The organism is Planktosalinus lacus (assembly GCF_014640155.1).
Taxonomy (GTDB): domain Bacteria; phylum Bacteroidota; class Bacteroidia; order Flavobacteriales; family Flavobacteriaceae; genus Planktosalinus; species Planktosalinus lacus.
In genome coordinates this window covers 317,757-334,450 of sequence record NZ_BMGK01000001.1, presented here as the reverse complement: position 1 = coordinate 334,450, position 16,694 = coordinate 317,757, and the positions used below count along the sequence as shown (strand labels likewise).

The 16,694-nt window shown below is 38.8% G+C and carries 14 protein-coding genes and 1 tRNA gene; 11 read left to right on the top strand and 4 right to left on the bottom strand.

From position 1 onward, the window contains the following. Positions 1-37 precede the first annotated feature (37 nt). Positions 38-119, bottom strand: a tRNA-Leu gene (locus IEV69_RS01560). 145 nt (positions 120-264) lie between these two features. Between IEV69_RS01560 and IEV69_RS01555 the strand changes: the two genes are divergently transcribed. From IEV69_RS01555 to serS, 6 genes are all read left to right on the top strand, one after another. After that, positions 265-1,206 (top strand): ribose-phosphate pyrophosphokinase, encoded by a 942-nt coding sequence (locus IEV69_RS01555; protein ID WP_188438773.1) that lies wholly within the window; start codon positions 265-267, stop codon positions 1,204-1,206. A gap of 82 nt (positions 1,207-1,288) precedes the next feature. Then, positions 1,289-1,942 (top strand): 50S ribosomal protein L25/general stress protein Ctc, encoded by a 654-nt coding sequence (locus IEV69_RS01550; protein WP_188438771.1) that lies wholly within the window; start codon positions 1,289-1,291, stop codon positions 1,940-1,942. A gap of 84 nt (positions 1,943-2,026) precedes the next feature. Next, entirely contained in the window at positions 2,027-2,659 is a 633-nt protein-coding gene (gene pth, locus IEV69_RS01545) for an aminoacyl-tRNA hydrolase (RefSeq protein ID WP_188438769.1), read from the top strand. A gap of 6 nt (positions 2,660-2,665) precedes the next feature. Further along, positions 2,666-3,601 (top strand): bifunctional riboflavin kinase/FAD synthetase, encoded by a 936-nt coding sequence (locus tag IEV69_RS01540; protein WP_188438767.1) that lies wholly within the window; start codon positions 2,666-2,668, stop codon positions 3,599-3,601. Beyond that, positions 3,591-4,910 (top strand): HTTM domain-containing protein, encoded by a 1,320-nt coding sequence (locus IEV69_RS01535; RefSeq protein ID WP_188439013.1) that lies wholly within the window; start codon positions 3,591-3,593, stop codon positions 4,908-4,910. Before IEV69_RS01540 ends, IEV69_RS01535 begins: the two co-directional genes overlap by 11 nt. 75 nt (positions 4,911-4,985) lie before the next feature. Next, on the top strand, positions 4,986-6,257 hold the full coding sequence (gene serS, locus IEV69_RS01530; RefSeq protein WP_188438764.1) for a serine--tRNA ligase: 1,272 nt from the start codon (positions 4,986-4,988) through the stop codon (positions 6,255-6,257). 49 nt (positions 6,258-6,306) lie between these two features. Here serS and IEV69_RS01525 read toward each other — a convergent pair whose 3' ends face one another. Continuing rightward, entirely contained in the window at positions 6,307-7,107 is an 801-nt protein-coding gene (locus IEV69_RS01525; RefSeq protein WP_188438762.1) for a T9SS type A sorting domain-containing protein, read from the bottom strand. Positions 7,108-7,118: 11 nt separating this feature from the next. Continuing rightward, the gene (locus tag IEV69_RS01520) at positions 7,119-9,977 is read right to left on the bottom strand and encodes a S8 family serine peptidase (RefSeq protein WP_188438760.1); all 2,859 of its coding nucleotides are present in this window, start codon (positions 9,975-9,977) and stop codon (positions 7,119-7,121) included. Positions 9,978-10,341: 364 nt separating this feature from the next. Here IEV69_RS01520 and IEV69_RS01515 point away from each other — a divergent pair, with 364 nt between their 5' ends. From IEV69_RS01515 to IEV69_RS01495, 5 genes are read left to right on the top strand one after another with little or no spacing between them, the layout of a single operon-like run. Further along, positions 10,342-12,123, top strand: a complete 1,782-nt coding sequence (locus IEV69_RS01515; RefSeq protein WP_188438758.1) for a tetratricopeptide repeat protein — start codon at positions 10,342-10,344, stop codon at positions 12,121-12,123. A gap of 59 nt (positions 12,124-12,182) precedes the next feature. Further along, complete coding sequence (locus IEV69_RS01510; protein ID WP_188438756.1) at positions 12,183-12,500, top strand: DUF4286 family protein; 318 nt, start codon at positions 12,183-12,185, stop codon at positions 12,498-12,500. Then, positions 12,497-13,372, top strand: coding sequence for a 16S rRNA (adenine(1518)-N(6)/adenine(1519)-N(6))-dimethyltransferase RsmA (rsmA, locus tag IEV69_RS01505; protein ID WP_188438754.1), 876 nt, complete (start codon positions 12,497-12,499; stop codon positions 13,370-13,372). Before IEV69_RS01510 ends, rsmA begins: the two co-directional genes overlap by 4 nt. Then, positions 13,356-14,705: a magnesium transporter gene (mgtE, locus tag IEV69_RS01500; protein ID WP_188438752.1), complete on the top strand. Its 1,350-nt coding sequence runs from the start codon at positions 13,356-13,358 to the stop codon at positions 14,703-14,705. The genes rsmA and mgtE overlap by 17 nt, the downstream gene beginning before the upstream one ends. Positions 14,706-14,732: 27 nt before the next feature. Beyond that, on the top strand, positions 14,733-15,122 hold the full coding sequence (locus IEV69_RS01495) for an acyl-CoA thioesterase (protein WP_188438750.1): 390 nt from the start codon (positions 14,733-14,735) through the stop codon (positions 15,120-15,122). Here the strand turns inward: IEV69_RS01495 and IEV69_RS01490 are convergent. Then, positions 15,119-16,456: an MBL fold metallo-hydrolase gene (locus IEV69_RS01490; protein WP_188438748.1), complete on the bottom strand. Its 1,338-nt coding sequence runs from the start codon at positions 16,454-16,456 to the stop codon at positions 15,119-15,121. The two genes, IEV69_RS01495 and IEV69_RS01490, sit on opposite strands and share 4 nt — an antisense overlap. Between the last annotated feature and the right edge of the window lie 238 nt (positions 16,457-16,694).

Below are 16,694 nucleotides of genomic sequence, written 5' to 3'. Positions count from 1 at the left end.
AAACAATAAAAAAGCCCCAACAGATGTTGAGGCTTTGTACTCAAGGTGGGAATCGAACCCACACTCCCGAAAGAACTGGATTTTGAATCCAGCGCGTCTACCAATTCCGCCACTTGAGCAATTTAGAACGACAAAATTAAAAAATAATTTGCATTTTCATAGTAAATAACAAGTAATAATACTTCATTGGTTAAAAATATTTTATAAATTTGCACCTCTTTAAAACTAAGAGAAAGCAAAACCCTATTTTACAACCACTTAACAATGGCTATTCCAACTCCCGAACCTAAGATTTTTGCGTGTTCACAAAGTATCGTGCTCGCCGAAAAAATTGCCGAAGCTTTTGGCATGCCATTAGGCAACGTGATTACATCACACTACAGTGACGGGGAGTTTCAACCTTCCTTCGAAGAATCTGTGAGAGGTAGCCGGGTTTTTATTATAGGCTCAACATTTCCCAATAGCGATAACCTGATGGAAATGCTTTTGATGATTGATGCTGCCAAAAGAGCCTCAGCAAGACACGTGACGGCTGTATTACCTTACTTTGGGTGGGCCAGACAAGACAGAAAAGATAAACCCAGAGTGCCCATCGCGGCAAAACTGGTTGCCAAAATGCTTGAAACGGCCGGCGCCACACGCATCATCACGATGGATTTACATGCAGATCAAATTCAAGGCTTCTTTGAAAAACCGGTCGATCACTTGTTTGCTTCCACCGTATTTTTACCTTATTTGAGAGGCTTAAAGTTGGAAAACCTTACCATTGCTTCACCCGATATGGGTGGTTCAAAAAGAGCTTATGCCTACTCTAAATTTTTGGAAAGCGATGTAGTGATTTGTTACAAACAACGCGAAAAAGCCAATGTGATTTCTCATATGGAGCTCATTGGTGATGTTACAGGAAAAAATGTAGTCTTGGTGGACGATATGGTAGATACCGCCGGAACACTTACCAAAGCTGCCGATGTAATGATGGAACGAGGTGCTTTGAGTGTTAGGGCAATTTGTACACATGCTATTCTTTCAGGAAATGCATATGAAAAAATAGAAAATTCAAAACTGGAGGAGTTGATTGTAACAGATTCAATTCCGTTAAAACAGGACAGTAAAAAAATAAGAGTACTCACCTGCTCAAAACTGGTAGCAGATGTTATGATAAGAGTCAACACAAACAGGTCGATCAGTTCAAAATTTTTAATGTAACGCCCAAAACTAAATTATAAAAATTTAAAGGAAAGATGAATCAAAGGGCGTCCCTTCTAACCTTTAAAACAAAATAAAATAAATGAAATCAATTACAATCAACGGATCTAAAAGAGAAAGCGTGGGCAAGGTAGCGACCAAAGCCCTACGTAATGCTGAAAAGGTTCCTTGCGTAGTATACGGAGGAGACAACCCAATTCACTTTTCAGCTGACGAAATTGCATTTAAAGACTTGGTGTACACTCCGGATGTACACACAGTTGTAATTGCACTCGAAAACGGTGAAAAAGTAAATGCCGTTCTTCAGGACATTCAATTTCACCCGGTAACCGACAGAATTATTCACATTGATTTTTATCAAATTTTTGATGATAAAGAAATCACTATGAATATTCCTGTAAAAATTGTTGGAAACTCAAGAGGAGTTAAAAATGGGGGTGTTTTACGTGTTCCAAAAAGAAAACTAAAAGTTAAAGGATTGCCGGGAGACCTGCCTGACTTTATCGAAGCTGATATTACAGAGCTTAAAATTGGCAGCAAACTTTATGTTACGCAACTTCCAATAGAAAATGTTATGATCATGCATCCTGACAACACAGTGGTAGCGCAAGTGAGAACTTCACGTGTAGCCATTGATGATGTAGAAGATGAAGAAGATGAAGATGAAGAAGGTGCTGAAGGCGAAACTGCTTCAGCTGAAGGTGGAAACACTGAAGAAACCCCGGCATCGGAATAGTAACTGTTCCCAATAGTAGATTAATTGAAAACATCCCGGCTTAAGTTTCGGGATGTTTTTTTTTATATTTTTACAAAAAAACAAATGCTCACATTTTTTGGACGCTTAATAGCAAAAAAGAAAAGTACCACTCTTGAAGAAGATAACCCTATGAAGAAATTTCTTATTGTTGGTTTAGGAAATATCGGCCCAAAATATGAAAACACACGTCACAATATTGGCTTTAAAATTCTCGATCGCCTGGCACAAAACGAAAACCTGATTTTTGAACCTGCCAAACTTGGCGACATCACTACATACAAAATCAAAGGCCGCAGTTTGCTATTGTTAAAACCGTCCACTTATATGAATTTGAGTGGAAAAGCAGTGCTTTACTGGTTACAAAAAGAAAAAATTCCGATTGAAAACTTACTGATTATCACAGATGACTTGAACCTGCCATTTGGAACGATAAGAATAAAAACCAAAGGCAGCGATGGTGGACATAATGGACTTAAAGACATCCAGCTTCAGCTGGGCACCACCAATTACAACCGGTTTCGGTTTGGTATAGACAACGAATTTGGCAGAAGAAATCAGATAGACTTTGTATTGGGTGAATGGGAACCTGAAGAAGAAACTCAACTTAGCGAGCGACTGGAACAATCTGTTGAAGTGATTAAATCTTTCGCTTTGGCAGGAATTACAAACACTATGAATTCTTTTAACGGAAAATAACAGCCTGTGCAAGTCCACCATTCTATAGAAAATTTTAAGATCGGCAAACCCACTATTGTTACGATTGGCACTTTTGACGGTGTGCATGTGGGCCACAAGGAAATTCTAAAAAAGCTCACTTTCGAAGCAAATCGTCTGAGTCTCGACTCAGTTATCCTTACTTTTTTTCCACATCCGCGAATGGTATTGCAAAAAGACAGTGACATCAAGCTCATCAACACCATTGATGAACGCGTAGCTATTTTTTCAAAAACCAATCTCGACCACCTCATCATTCATCCTTTCACAAAAGAATTTTCAAACCTTTCGGCGGAAACGTATGTGAAAACTATTTTAGTGGACAGCCTCAATGTAAAAAAAATCATCATTGGTTATGACCATCGCTTTGGCCATAACCGAACCGCCAATATTGATGATTTAAAACGTTTTGGAAACAAATTTGGCTTCGAAGTTGAAGAAATATCAGCGCAGGAACTAGACGATGTAGCTGTGAGTTCAACCAAAATAAGACGTGCATTGGACAAAGGCGACCTGGAAACTGCTAACAGCTATTTGGGCTACCCGTTTATGCTGACTGGAACAGTTGTGAAAGGAAAAGGCATTGGAAAAACAATTAATTTTCCAACTGCCAATCTCCAAATAAAAGAGAACTATAAGCTCATACCAAAAAATGGCGTATATGTTGTAAAATCATTGCTTGACGGCAACAATACATTTGGCCTGATGAGTATTGGCACAAACCCAACTGTGGGAGGAACTTCTAGGACTATTGAAACCTATTTCCTAAATACCGATAAAGATCTTTACGGAAAACAGCTTGAAATTGAATTGCTCACAAAAATAAGGGATGAAGAAACCTTTGACTCAATGAAGTCGTTGCAACAAGCCATAAAAAGCGATGAGGCTATCGCCCGAAAATACATCAAAACCCATGTTCAATAAATTTCTTTTTAAACACATTGATAACAGCGGACTGATCATCTTTAGGGTTGTTTTTGGGTTATTAATCACACTGGAGGCCTTTGGCGCCATTGCCACCGGCTGGGTTAAAAGAGTACTTATTGAACCACAATTCACATTTTCATTCATAGACTTTCCCTGGTTACAACCCTTACCTGGTGACGGAATGTACTATTATTTTGCTTTGATGGGTGTCTTTGGCCTGATGGTAATGCTAGGGTATAAATACCGTCTGGCGACGTTTGGCTACTTAGTGATGTGGGCAGGAGTTTATTTTATGCAAAAATCGGCTTACAACAATCACTATTACCTGATGCTTTTGTTGCTTGGTTTTATGAGCATACTACCTGCAAACCGATGGTTTTCACTGGACGCTAAATTCAACCCGGAAATCAAAAAACCCTCCATGCCGCGCTGGTGTGCATTAGTTATTATCTTTCAGGTGTGGATTGTTTATACTTATGCTTCAGTGGCAAAACTATACCCTGACTGGTTAGATGCCTCCATGGCACAAATATTAATGAGCGGGAAAGCCAATTACTGGCTAATTGGTGACATCTTACAGCAAACTTGGGTTCATTGGTCAATTGCCTATACCGGAATCCTCTTTGACCTACTGATAGTCCCTCTTTTACTTTGGAAACGGACGCGAATGCTTGGGTTTGTCATTTCAATATTTTTTCACTTATTCAATTCCATTGTGTTTCAGATTGGAATTTTCCCGTATATGTCGATCGCTTTTGCCTTGTTTTTCTTTACACCAAAAACGATTCAAAAACGCTTTTTGCCTAAAAAAGAGTTTTATGACAAAAAGGAAGTGATTGTTCCTGCCTATAAAAAAACACTCATATCACTGTTTTCGATATATTTTATTATTCAAATTGCATTACCGCTGCGTCATTGGGCGATTGAAGACAATGTATTGTGGACTGAAGAAGGACATCGACTCAGTTGGCGAATGATGTTACGCACCAAGTCCGGTACAGTAAAAGTCACCGTAAAAGACAAAAAAACAGGTGAAGAAACCCGCGTTAATATTTACAGCGATCTCACCACAAAACAACGCAGAGGTCTGGCAACAAAACCAGACTATATGTGGCAATATGCACAACGCCTCAAAAAACTATATGCTTCTCAGGGCAAAGATGTCGCGGTTTATTTTGATGCTAAAATGAGTGTAAACAATCGCCCGTTGACACCTTTTATAAACCCCACGGTCGATCTTGGGGCTGAAAAATGGTATTATTTCAAACACCACACCTGGATTTTACCCGCGCCGGAGGGATTATAAAACCTCTTTTTTCTTCTGAAAATCAACTGCTCATTAACAGTTAATTAATTAACTTTGCCCTTTCAAACCACTACTATGCTACAAGTAACAGACATACGCGATAATAAAGATGCTTTTATAACCGCATTGAAAAAAAGAAACATCGATGCTACACCGCTTTTTGAGGAAGTCCTGCAAACTGATGAACTCAGAAGAAGTACCCAGGCCAAACTGGATAACATCCTGGCTGAGTCCAATAAAATCTCCAAAGAAATCGGGATTCTATTTAAAAATGGTAACAGCCAAAAAGCCAATGCCCTAAAAGAAAAAACCACTCAATACAAAGAAGAAACCAAAACCCTTCAGGAAGAATTAAACGCTGCGGTTGAACAATTGCAACAGCTGTTATACAACATACCCAATATTCCCAATAATTTAGTTCCTGCAGGAAGTAGTGAGGACGACAACGAAGAAGTTTTTCGCGCAGGCGAAATTCCCAAATTGGCTGAAGGCGCACTCCCCCACTGGGAACTCGCTAAAAAATATGACATCATCGATTTTGAACTGGGCAATAAAATCACCGGAGCCGGTTTTCCGGTCTATAAAGGAAAAGGTGCGAGATTACAACGCGCTTTGATCAGCTACTTTCTCGATAAAAACACAGCCGCCGGTTATACCGAATATCAGGTGCCGCTTATGGTCAATGAGGCATCAGGCTTTGGTACGGGTCAACTTCCCGATAAAGAAGGGCAAATGTACCACGTTACTGAAGACAACCTTTATCTCATCCCCACTGCTGAAGTGCCGGTGACCAATATGTTTCGCGACGAGATCCTTCAGGCCAAAGACCTCCCCATTTTGTGCACGGGTTACACACCTTGCTTCAGAAGAGAAGCCGGAAGTTATGGTGCCCACGTGCGCGGATTAAATCGCTTGCATCAGTTTGATAAAGTGGAAATTGTAAGAATTGAGCACCCATCAAATTCACATAATGCATTGGATGGAATGGTAGAACACGTGAAAGAAATACTCAACGAACTCCAATTGCCCTACCGTGTTTTAAGACTTTGTGGGGGCGATTTGGGCTTTACCTCTGTCCTGACCTATGATTTTGAGGTATTTTCTACCGCTCAGGATCGCTGGCTGGAAATTTCATCGGTGTCCAATTTTGAAACCTTTCAGGCCAACCGATTGAAACTGCGTTTTAAAGATGAAAACAACAAAAATCAACTGGCTCATACTCTGAACGGCAGCGCATTGGCGCTTCCCCGAGTTTTGGCAGGCATTCTAGAAAACTACCAAACCACTGAGGGCATAAAAATTCCGGAAGTATTGGTGCCTTATTGTGGGTTTAGTTTGATTGATTAGTTAGTATTTAACCCTCAGGGTTTAGGACCTTGAAAAGGTTGCTTACAAATTAATTTTTTATAAACTTTTTACTCACCCTATCGCCTTGCTCATTTACCAACACCACAAAATACAAGCCATGTGTTAATGCGCTTACATTGATGGGTGAAACACTGTTTTCAAGGGAGTGGCTTTGCAATAGTTTACCGTTTAAGTCATATAGAGAAGCTGCAACTACTTGGTTAGAAGTATTGTTTATTTGCAAAGTTTCATTGACAGGGTTGGGATATAATGCAAAACTGTTTTGATGAAAAGTGGGTGTTGAGAGAAAGGCTGTTCGATATAACAGCCAGTCACCTTCCGGATTTGTAATGATTAAATCATCAACTGGAAAACCACCATCAACCCATTCATAAGAAAATGGATTTCTGGGAGTGCTGTTTGTATTAAAAGGCAACTCAAAATAAAAACTTAGATATAGCTCCACCGCTGCAATTTCATCAGGGTCAGTATAATTGCAGGAAACATATTCAATAATAGTGCTTAAATTAAAACTAGTCTCAGTCACATCAGTGTAAGTGACTTCAAAAGATTCAAAACAACTAACCCCATAATAATGTAGAAAAAAATTCTCATTGTGAGGGGAATGAAAAATTGGAACACCAGAGTTTTCAAGAGAAATTGAAACACCATTCACATTTGACTCTGCTAAATACCATTCAGAGTTTAATAAAATTTCAATAGTTTGAGCATTGACTCTTTGCCCAAACCCATGAAATACTTCTGGGGCAAAAGATCCAAAGGATGGAAGCAAGCAAAGTAAAGTAAATAATTTTATAAGATTTTTTTTTAAACTAAATATCGTTTTCATAACTTTAAATTTTATTGTTTAGATAAATTTTTGGACCCTTGAATTTCGCCATCGCAGACTAAAATTATGGAATAAAGCCCTGAAGCAAAACCGGAGAGATCAATGGTGTGTGAATTTTCTTCTGTGTCAATGATATAGTTGCTTGTGTTGCCACTGTTTTGATGCAACACCATTAGGTATGCAGAGGTAGCTTCATCTGCAATGTAATTGACAGTAACTGTTGTGGTGGCTGGGTTAGGGACCAAGCTTTCTATTTTATAAGGATTAACAGTTACTTGTAGTTCATCATAATCTTTTAAACCGTCAAGGTTTGAAATCACTTCCAGCTTATATTGTTGTGTAAACTGTGGGGACACCGTAATGCTGGTCCCGGTATAAATCAAGTTGCCATCCACATCATACCAATTATAGATGGCGTCCTCATTGATATCTGCAGCTTGCAGGGTGATGCTATCACTTCGGTCAATTTCTTCATCATCACCGGCTTGGGCAATAAAAGCATCCCTTGGTTGCTTCCTGATTTCATAAGTAACCCCGCCAACCATTTCATTTGTTCCATAATCTTTTTGGATCACGTGATACGTAAATAGCCTTTTGTTAGTTAACTTTTTTGTTAAAAAATTAAAAGTGAGGTAAGCGGTTCCAAATTCGTTAGCCAAAAATTGCAGATTGTCCAAAGTCAAATTATCGTCAGTAGCTATCAGTTTCTTTGCATTTGATGTCACCAAAAACCCTGTGCCTTGCCTGCCGCCTCTTTCCCAAGCGTCAAACAGTACATCGTCCAATTCAATACCCACTTCTGCTTCTTCATAAATTGGACTACCAGACTCATTTTCGTCTGCTTTTAAAACAAGTTTATAGCTCTTGGATTGATTGGAAAAATTACCAACACCTGTAATGCTTCCAACTCCCGGTGTGTTAGGAACAACGTCAATAATATTCATGTTTTTCCAGGCTATATTATTGTTGTTCATTACATTTTGAGGAAGATTACTAGTTTCAACAGTGGTCATAGGGTCATCATTGGATACAATTCTGGCCACCAAACAAAAGTGCCAGGGTTGGATTCCAATGTTTTGAAAATCATCAGGATTGGGGACCAACCAAGGAATTTCAAGTATGGCTTCTTTACCGGGGGTCAATTCTGGTATAGAGACTGTTGCTATTTGACCCCCTAAAGTAACACCATTCATACTCATGGATCCATCCCACAAATCGGGCCAAATACTGGGTGCTGCGTGTGATTTTGCCCAATAAAGCTCAAGAGTGTCATTACCTGATGAGGTGATACAACTGCGATTGGTAACACGCACATTGACATAATTGGGCTCTATAGGGTCATACTCCGGGTTTTGATGCACATCAATATAACTTTCACCGGAATTGTGCCGCACCCACATTTCCTGACTGTTCCAAAAAACCTCTTCGGTATTGATATCCGGTTCATATCCATAATCTACCATAGAGTTTCGCACCATTAAATCCAGCTCGCCAATGTAGTTGGGATCATCCATACATTTGGCCGTCAAAACAGCACGATAGGCATTGACTCTACCTGAGCCTAATTGTCCTATAAAAGGTTCATTCCATGGGATGTGGTATATTTCATCTGTGGTATTGATGATAATGTCTTTTGCTTGTTGTGCAGTTAAATTGGGGTTTGCGGCAAAAACGAGAGCGGCAATGCCTGTGACTAGAGGAGCAGTGGGAGATGTGGCAGTTTTTATATTATAACCTGACCCAAATGGATTTGTTGAAATGTCCAAGTTTAATCCAACTAGTAAATGACCGGGTGCAGTTACATCTATGTTGGCTCTTAAATTGTGACCACTCATATTTCCTTCAATGTCAGGTCTAAATCGATATACATCTTTCCAAGACCTAAACCAGCCGGGAATAGTACCTGTACCATCAACTATATTGTGAGAATAAGTCGGGGCTACTCTATGGCCAACTGTAGTTACTGCAAGAGTAGCATCATACGAGGCAGGATAAAACAAGGTGCCTTCAGTACAAGTATCATTTCCAGCGACAGCAACTACTAAATAACCTTGGTCTAAAAAGTCTTGGTATTTCATTGCTTGAGAAGGACTGGGCATAGAACTACATCCACCCCAACTTGCATTAATGACTCGAATCTCAGGAAACGTCTCAATAAGAGCCTCAATATTATCTAAACCTATATCAGGAGAGGAAGCAATTGTTGCGTCGGGGGCTACTGACGCTATACCTATATTATTGTTTGTATGTGCAGCAGCCATTCCCGCTGTAGCTGCCCCATGAGTAAATTGTAAGTCACCTTGTTGTGAATAAGGAGGTATATTTAACTCGTATATTACTTTACCTGATAAATCTTCATGATCATAAATCTTAGCATCAGACCACCCCATCACCTGACCTTCACCTCTAGTGATTGTCCAAGCTAAAGGTGCTCTAATTAAATCCAGTGCAGTATTTCTTCCTCCTGTGATAATATCATCATAATCATTGGGTAAAATAGTAAACTGTTCTACATTTGCTGTCAATTGTTCATTGAAAAAAACTTGTTCTAACCGTTCTATCTCTACTCTGTTAGTTAACTCATGGAGTGTTACTCCGGTAGTTATGCCAACCAAATAAATTCTATCTAAAACTGGATTTAAATTATATAGAAATGCTCTTTTAAAAGTATAGATAGGCTTTTGATTAAAAGCCGCTGCAAGGTTGCTATTGTCCATACTAAGTGTCAAGGTTTGGTCTGTATTTACAGTTTTTTGAATATTTTGAGGGACATCTCCTTCTTTAAACTCAACATAATAATAATCAAGGTCTTGTGAATAAATGTACACAAAAGGTAGTAGTAAAACAATACAAAAAGCTAATTTTCTCATAAGGGTTGGTATTTAGATGTTAATAATTGAAATGTTGTTCACCTAAACCAACTACTAAAAAGGGGAGAGATGCTTTCTGTAAAGCTGAATAGTAGTGGTAATTAAAAACAATAAACTGGTTTTTAAAAAAAACGTTAATGCTTTTCTACTTTTTTAAAAAATATAGAAATCAAGATTTTTATAATCAGCAATTTACCCCCCCCCCCATAAAATATATCCAAATTTTTTATGTTAATTTTTTGTTAATAAATAATGAAGGGTAGTTCTCGAAGTTATAAATATCCCCATCTTTAATCTTCTACAAAACCCGTTATAGTATTGTAATGAATACTCATTTCCTTATCTTTACCAAAAAAGTATCAAAATGCGCATTACCCTTTGCATACTTCTATTTTGTATTTCCCTGGTTTCATTCTCACAAAATGAAAACCTGGCTAAAAATTATTTTGACAGAGGCGACTTTAATAAAGCATTACCCATTTTCAAAGCGCTATTTGAAAACACGCCCAACCGAAATGACTATTTTTTATCTTACCTCAATACCCTACAGCAATTGGAAAACTTTGAGGAAGCTCAAAAATTGATTGAAGAAAGATTAAAGTTTACCCGAAATCACCCTATTTTTTTCGTTGAATTGGGAAGGAATCACCTTCTACAAAACCAAACTGAAACTGCCGATTCCATTTTCAATATTGCTATTAAAAGCATCGAAGAAAACCCAAAAATCACATTTTCAATTGCCAATACTTTTGAGAAATACAGTTTGCTCGACCGCGCAATTGAAACTTATGAAAAAGGGATGTCACTAGATGAAACCCTTGATTATAACAGCAGACTGGCAAAGCTTTACGGAGAACAAGGGCTCCTTGAAAAAATGTTTGAAAGCTACTTAAACATTATTGAGCGCAATCCCTCTGTATTAGTTATAGCACAACGTAATTTTAGCCAATATGTCACCGAGGACCCACAAAATGAAGCCAATGAACTACTGCGAAAAGCATTGCTAAAACGCTCACAAAACAATCCTGATTTATTTTACAACCAGCTATTGAGTTGGTTATTTGTCCAGCAAAAACAATATGACAAGGCCTTTACTCAGGAAAAAGCAATATACCGACGTACTTTTGATGGTTTAACTGAAATGTTAGATTTGGCACTTATTGCTATGGATGATGAACACTATGTGATTTCGAAAGAAATTTTAGAATTTATTATTGAAAATAGCACTTCAGAAATGACCCGTTTGGAAGGCTATCAATATTTGATGGAAATTGAAATAAGAACTGCATCCAAAGAAACCTATCCTGAAATAAAAACAAAATTTACCAACCTGATAACCACCTTTGGTGATGGCCCAAAAACGTTTGGGCTTCAGGTTGATTACAACCGTTTTTTAGCTTTTAAAAACAACGATAAAGAAACTGCCATTCAAAATTTAAAATCTTTAAGCAAGGAAAATCTTAGCCGATATCAAGAAGCAAAAGTGCTTATGGAACTCGCAGATATTTTGGTTTTTGATGAAAAGTTCAATGAAGCTCTAATTTACTATTCTCAAATTCAAAACAAAATAAAAAACGATCCTCTGGCACAAGAAGCACGCTTTAAAGTTGCCAAAACAAGTTATTTTAAAGGCGATTTTGAGTGGGCAAAAACACAATTGGACATCCTTAAAAAATCAACCTCACAGCTCATAGCAAACAATGCGATGGAGTTAAGTTTGCTTATTAGTGACAATTCTCTGGAGGATACCACGCAAACTGCACTTAAAAAATATGCAAAAGCAGACCTGCTTAAACTTCAAGAAAAATACAGTCAATCACTTTTGTCGCTTGATGAAATCCTTAAAAATCACAAAGGAGAATCAATCGAAGACGAAGCCTTATTTCTGCAGGCTAAAATTTATGAATTAACAGGCAACTATGAAAGGGCCGTTTCAAACTACCTTGAAATCATCGAATTTCATAACGAGGACATTCTTGCAGACAATGCTTTCTTTTATCTTGCTGAACTTTACAATAAGACTTTAGAACAACCTGAAAAGGCTAAAGAATTTTATGAACAAATTATCTTTAATCATCAGGACTCCATCTTTTTTGTGGAAGCCCGAAAACAATACAGAAGTATTAGAGGCGATGCCATCAACTAAATCAGTACAGGCGCAAAATCTTGCGCCTCATTCAAAATCCAAAAAATATAAATTGGTCTATGCATATATACAACGTAACCATAAATATAGAAGAAGACATCCACGACCACTGGCTGCAATGGATGAAAGAGAAACACATTCCCGAAATGCTGGCCACAGGAAAATTCACTGCTGCCAAAATGTGCCGCGTGCTTGTGGAAGAAGAAATGGGAGGCTTCACTTATGCTGTGCAATATACCACAGACAGCAAAGAAACATTAGAAAAATACTACCGTGAAGATGCTGAAAGGCTTCGAGCTCAAAGCAAACCTTTTGAAGGCAAATTTGTAGCTTTCAGGACTGAACTGCAAATCATTAGTGAACACGAATCCCGATGAGAAAATTTTACAAAAAAGACGAGAGAGCAAAAAATACATCAAGAACTTCAGACAATAAAGATAAAAATGAAGTCGGTGCCAAAAAGCATTTAGGGCAACATTTCTTAAAAGATGAACACATCGCCCAAAAAATAGCCAATACTCTCACTTTAAAAGGGTATAAAAACGTAATTGAAATCGGCCCCGGTATGGGCGTGCTTACAAAATACCTCATTGAGAAAGACATTGACCTTATCGCAATGGATATTGATACGGAATCTGTAAACTACCTCAATACCAATTTTAAATCGCAATACAGTGAGCAACTCAAAAACAAAAACTTTCAGGTTGTTGAGGCCGATTTTTTAAAAATTGACTTATCAGATTATTATAGAGAAGTACCATTTGCCATTGTCGGTAATTTCCCTTACAACATTTCCACACAAATAGTTTTTAAAATGTTGGAATGGCGTCATCAAATACCTGAATTTACGGGAATGTTTCAAAAGGAAGTGGCACAGCGTATATGCGAGAAGGAAGGCAGTAAGGCTTATGGGATTCTTTCGGTACTGGTACAGGCATTTTACACGGCAGAATATTTATTCACCGTTCCGCCTTCGGTTTTTAACCCACCTCCAAAAGTTGACAGCGGTGTATTGCGTCTTATCAGAAAAGAAAACTTTACGTTGCCTTGCAATGAAAAATTATTTTTCAATGTTGTGAAGACCGCTTTCAATCAGCGTCGGAAAACATTGAGAAACAGTTTAAAATCTTTCGCTTTAAGCGAAAATTTAAAAGAAGATATTATCTTTGACAAACGGCCTGAGCAATTGGGCTTTGAAGCCTTTATCGAGTTAACCCAAAAGATAGAAAGCGATGCAGTTTCAACTTAGTCCGGAGCTTATTGAAAAAATAGAAATCCTTGTCGAAGAACAAAACGACAAGGAGCTTTTATTGCATTTGGAGGACCTTCACCACGCAGATATCGCCGAAATCCTTGATGAGTTAAATCTTGATGAAGCGACTTACATTATCAAACTTCTCGACAGTGAAAAAACGTCAGAAGTTCTTATGGAACTCGACGAGGACGACCGTGAGAAAATTTTAAACAACCTTTCCTCCAAAGAGATTGCAGACGAACTGGAAGAAATGGACACCGATGATGCTGCCGATATCATTGCCGAGCTCTCTGAAGAACGGCAGGAAGAAGTCATTTCAAACATTGAAGACCAGGACCACGCTGCAGATATCAAAGAACTTCTCAGATATGATGAAGATTCTGCCGGGGGGTTGATGGCAAAAGAATTGGTTAGGGTCCGAGAAACCTGGACCGTGGGGGGTTGTGTTAGGGAAATGCGCCGTCAGGCAGAAAATGTAACCCGCGTGCACTCCATCTATGTAGTGGATGCCAAAGACAAACTCATAGGAAGGCTTTCACTTAAAGACCTGCTTACCGTTGACACCAAAACCAAAATCAAAGAGATTTATATCCCCAGGGTGGACTTTGTCAATGTACATACCGAAGGTGAGGAAGTCGCCAGAATTATGCAAAAATATGATTTGGAAGCCATTCCTGTGGTAGATGACATAGGTCGCCTTGTGGGTCGCATCACCATTGATGATATGGTTGATTTCATCAAAGAAGAAGCAGAAAAAGATTACCAGCTTGCTGCCGGTATTTCACAGGATGTTGAGGCAGATGATACCATCTGGCAGCTCTCACGGGCACGCTTGCCCTGGCTTGTTTTAGGTCTCTTTGGCGGATTGGGGAGTGTTTATATTATGCAGGGTTTTGACGAAGCATTGGAGACGTTCCCAATCTTATTTTTCTTTACCCCTCTTATTGCTGCGATGGCAGGAAATGTGGGTGTACAATCAAGTGCTATTATTGTACAGGGACTTGCCAATGACAACATCAGGGGAAGCCTTTTCCACCGTTTATTAAAAGAAGTGGGGCTAAGCCTTTTAAATGGTATCGCTCTGGCAGCCCTAGTTTTCCTCTTTGGTTTTATTGTAGGTCAAGATCAGTTAACGAGTTTAGCGATTGCGTTATCCATGCTATTGGTCATCATTGTTGCAGCCCTTGTGGGGACTTTTGTACCTATCATTCTTGACAAAAGGGGTATTGACCCCGCAATTGCCACAGGCCCTTTTATAACCACCAGTAATGATATTTTTGGTATCTTTTTGTTTTTTTATATTTCCAAATTGATCCTTGGTTTTTAAACTAAACCCTTTTTTTAATTTACTATTTTGAATCACTTTCAAACTGAAATAACCGTTCCGGCATCAGCTATTGACAATCTTAACCACGTGAACAATGTGGTTTACTTGCAATGGATTCAGGATGTGGCAGCGCAACACTGGAATGAAAGTACTGATTTCGCTTTACGCGAAAAGCTTGCCTGGGTGGTGGTCAATCACTTTATTGAATACAAGGCCCCCGCTTTTGAAAAAGATGTTTTGATTTTAAAAACCCGGGTGGAGAAATACAGCGGGGTGACAAGTGAACGCCACACCGAAATAATAAGAAAAGCAGACAACAAACTTTTGGTAAAAGCCAAAACGCTTTGGTGTCTGCTTGACAAAAACACCGGTAAACCTATGAGGATTACCGATGATTTAATTGCTAAATTCCCTTAGGAAAAATCTTTGATAGCCTCACTCAGATCATAGACTTTAACATCTTTGATGTGATTTTCCAAAATGCTGCTTCCTGCCGTGGAACGATACCCTCCGGCACAATGCACTACGACGGGTTTATCTTTAGGAATTTCATTAGCTCGTTCTCTCAGTTCATTTAAAGGAACAGGTAAAGCACTGTCAAACAACAAACCTTCTGCAGTTTCACTTTCGTTTCTAATGTCAACAATCGTGTAGTTTTCAGGATGCCTTTTAAAAACCCCCAGGTCAAATTCATGGGAATGAACTTTCAAATTTTCGGCCGGAGTGACGATGCCTTTTAGTTGTTTTTCATAACCAATTTTTGCCGTGCGTTCCAAAATGGTTTCAATATCCTTAACCGATGCTACCACAATATAAAAAGGCTCCTCAGGCTTGATAATGGCCCCCAGCCAGGTTTCATATTTATCACTATCTGAACGCGCCATGATGTTGATGCTATTTGGCAAATGCCCTTTTTTATACTGATCGCCATCACGTACATCCACGACAATCGCATCATCGTCAACAGAGCTTACCAAAAGCTTTAAAGGTACATTGTATTTGGATTGCTGCACGCTTGCAGCTCCATTTCGGTTTACATCCACGTTAAACCCAAAATAGGAAGGAATAAACGGCTGGTCTTTTAAAATTTCTTGGACAAATTCGTCTTCAGTTTGGGTTTGAAATGCCCAATTACCCACTCGTTCATTGCCCAAGGTGCTTGAAGCGGCATCACTCATATTTTTACCACATAAAGAGCCTGCACCGTGGGCCGGATAAACCAAAGCCCCGTCAGGCAAATCGTTAAATTTGGTTTGCATGGTGTGATACATTGCCTTGGCAAGTTCGATGCGTTTGGCTTTCATATTTCCTGCTTTTTCACGAAGGTCCGGTCTTCCCACATTTCCAATAAACAGGGTGTCACCCGTAAAAAGTGAAATCTGACCGTTTTCTTCTGCTACAAAAGTCAAACTATCAGGCGAATGCCCGGGTGTATGCAACGGTCGGATGGATATTTTGCCAATTTTCACCTCATCACCTTCATCAAAGGGTGTGTGCGGATAGTCAACTCCCACCAGTTTGCTCACATAAATAGTGGCGCCTGTTTCCTGATGGATTTGCAGATGACCGCTTACAAAATCTGCATGCGGATGGGTTTCAAAAACTGCTACTATTTTAGCATTTTGTGCTTCGGCATAGGCATAATACTGTAAGGGATTTCTACTTGGGTCTATCAAAGCCATTTCGCCTTCACTCACTATGGCATATGAATAATGAGCCAAAGGTTCGTCTTTAAATTGTTTTATCGTCATTTTTATCTAATTTTAGTGCAAAATTAAGTATTGCAAATGTGTTATTCAGTAACTGGAGTTACTGAAGCCTTTTTCCCATAAGGATATAAGGTACAAAAAAATTCAAATTTCTATGAGAAGTAAATATAGTAAGTGTTTCATATTATTTATTAGCATAACCCTTGCATCCGTTTTTCCCGGCTGCAAAAGCGAGACTAAAAAACCAATTACTATAAAAAACACTACGAATGTTCAGGTT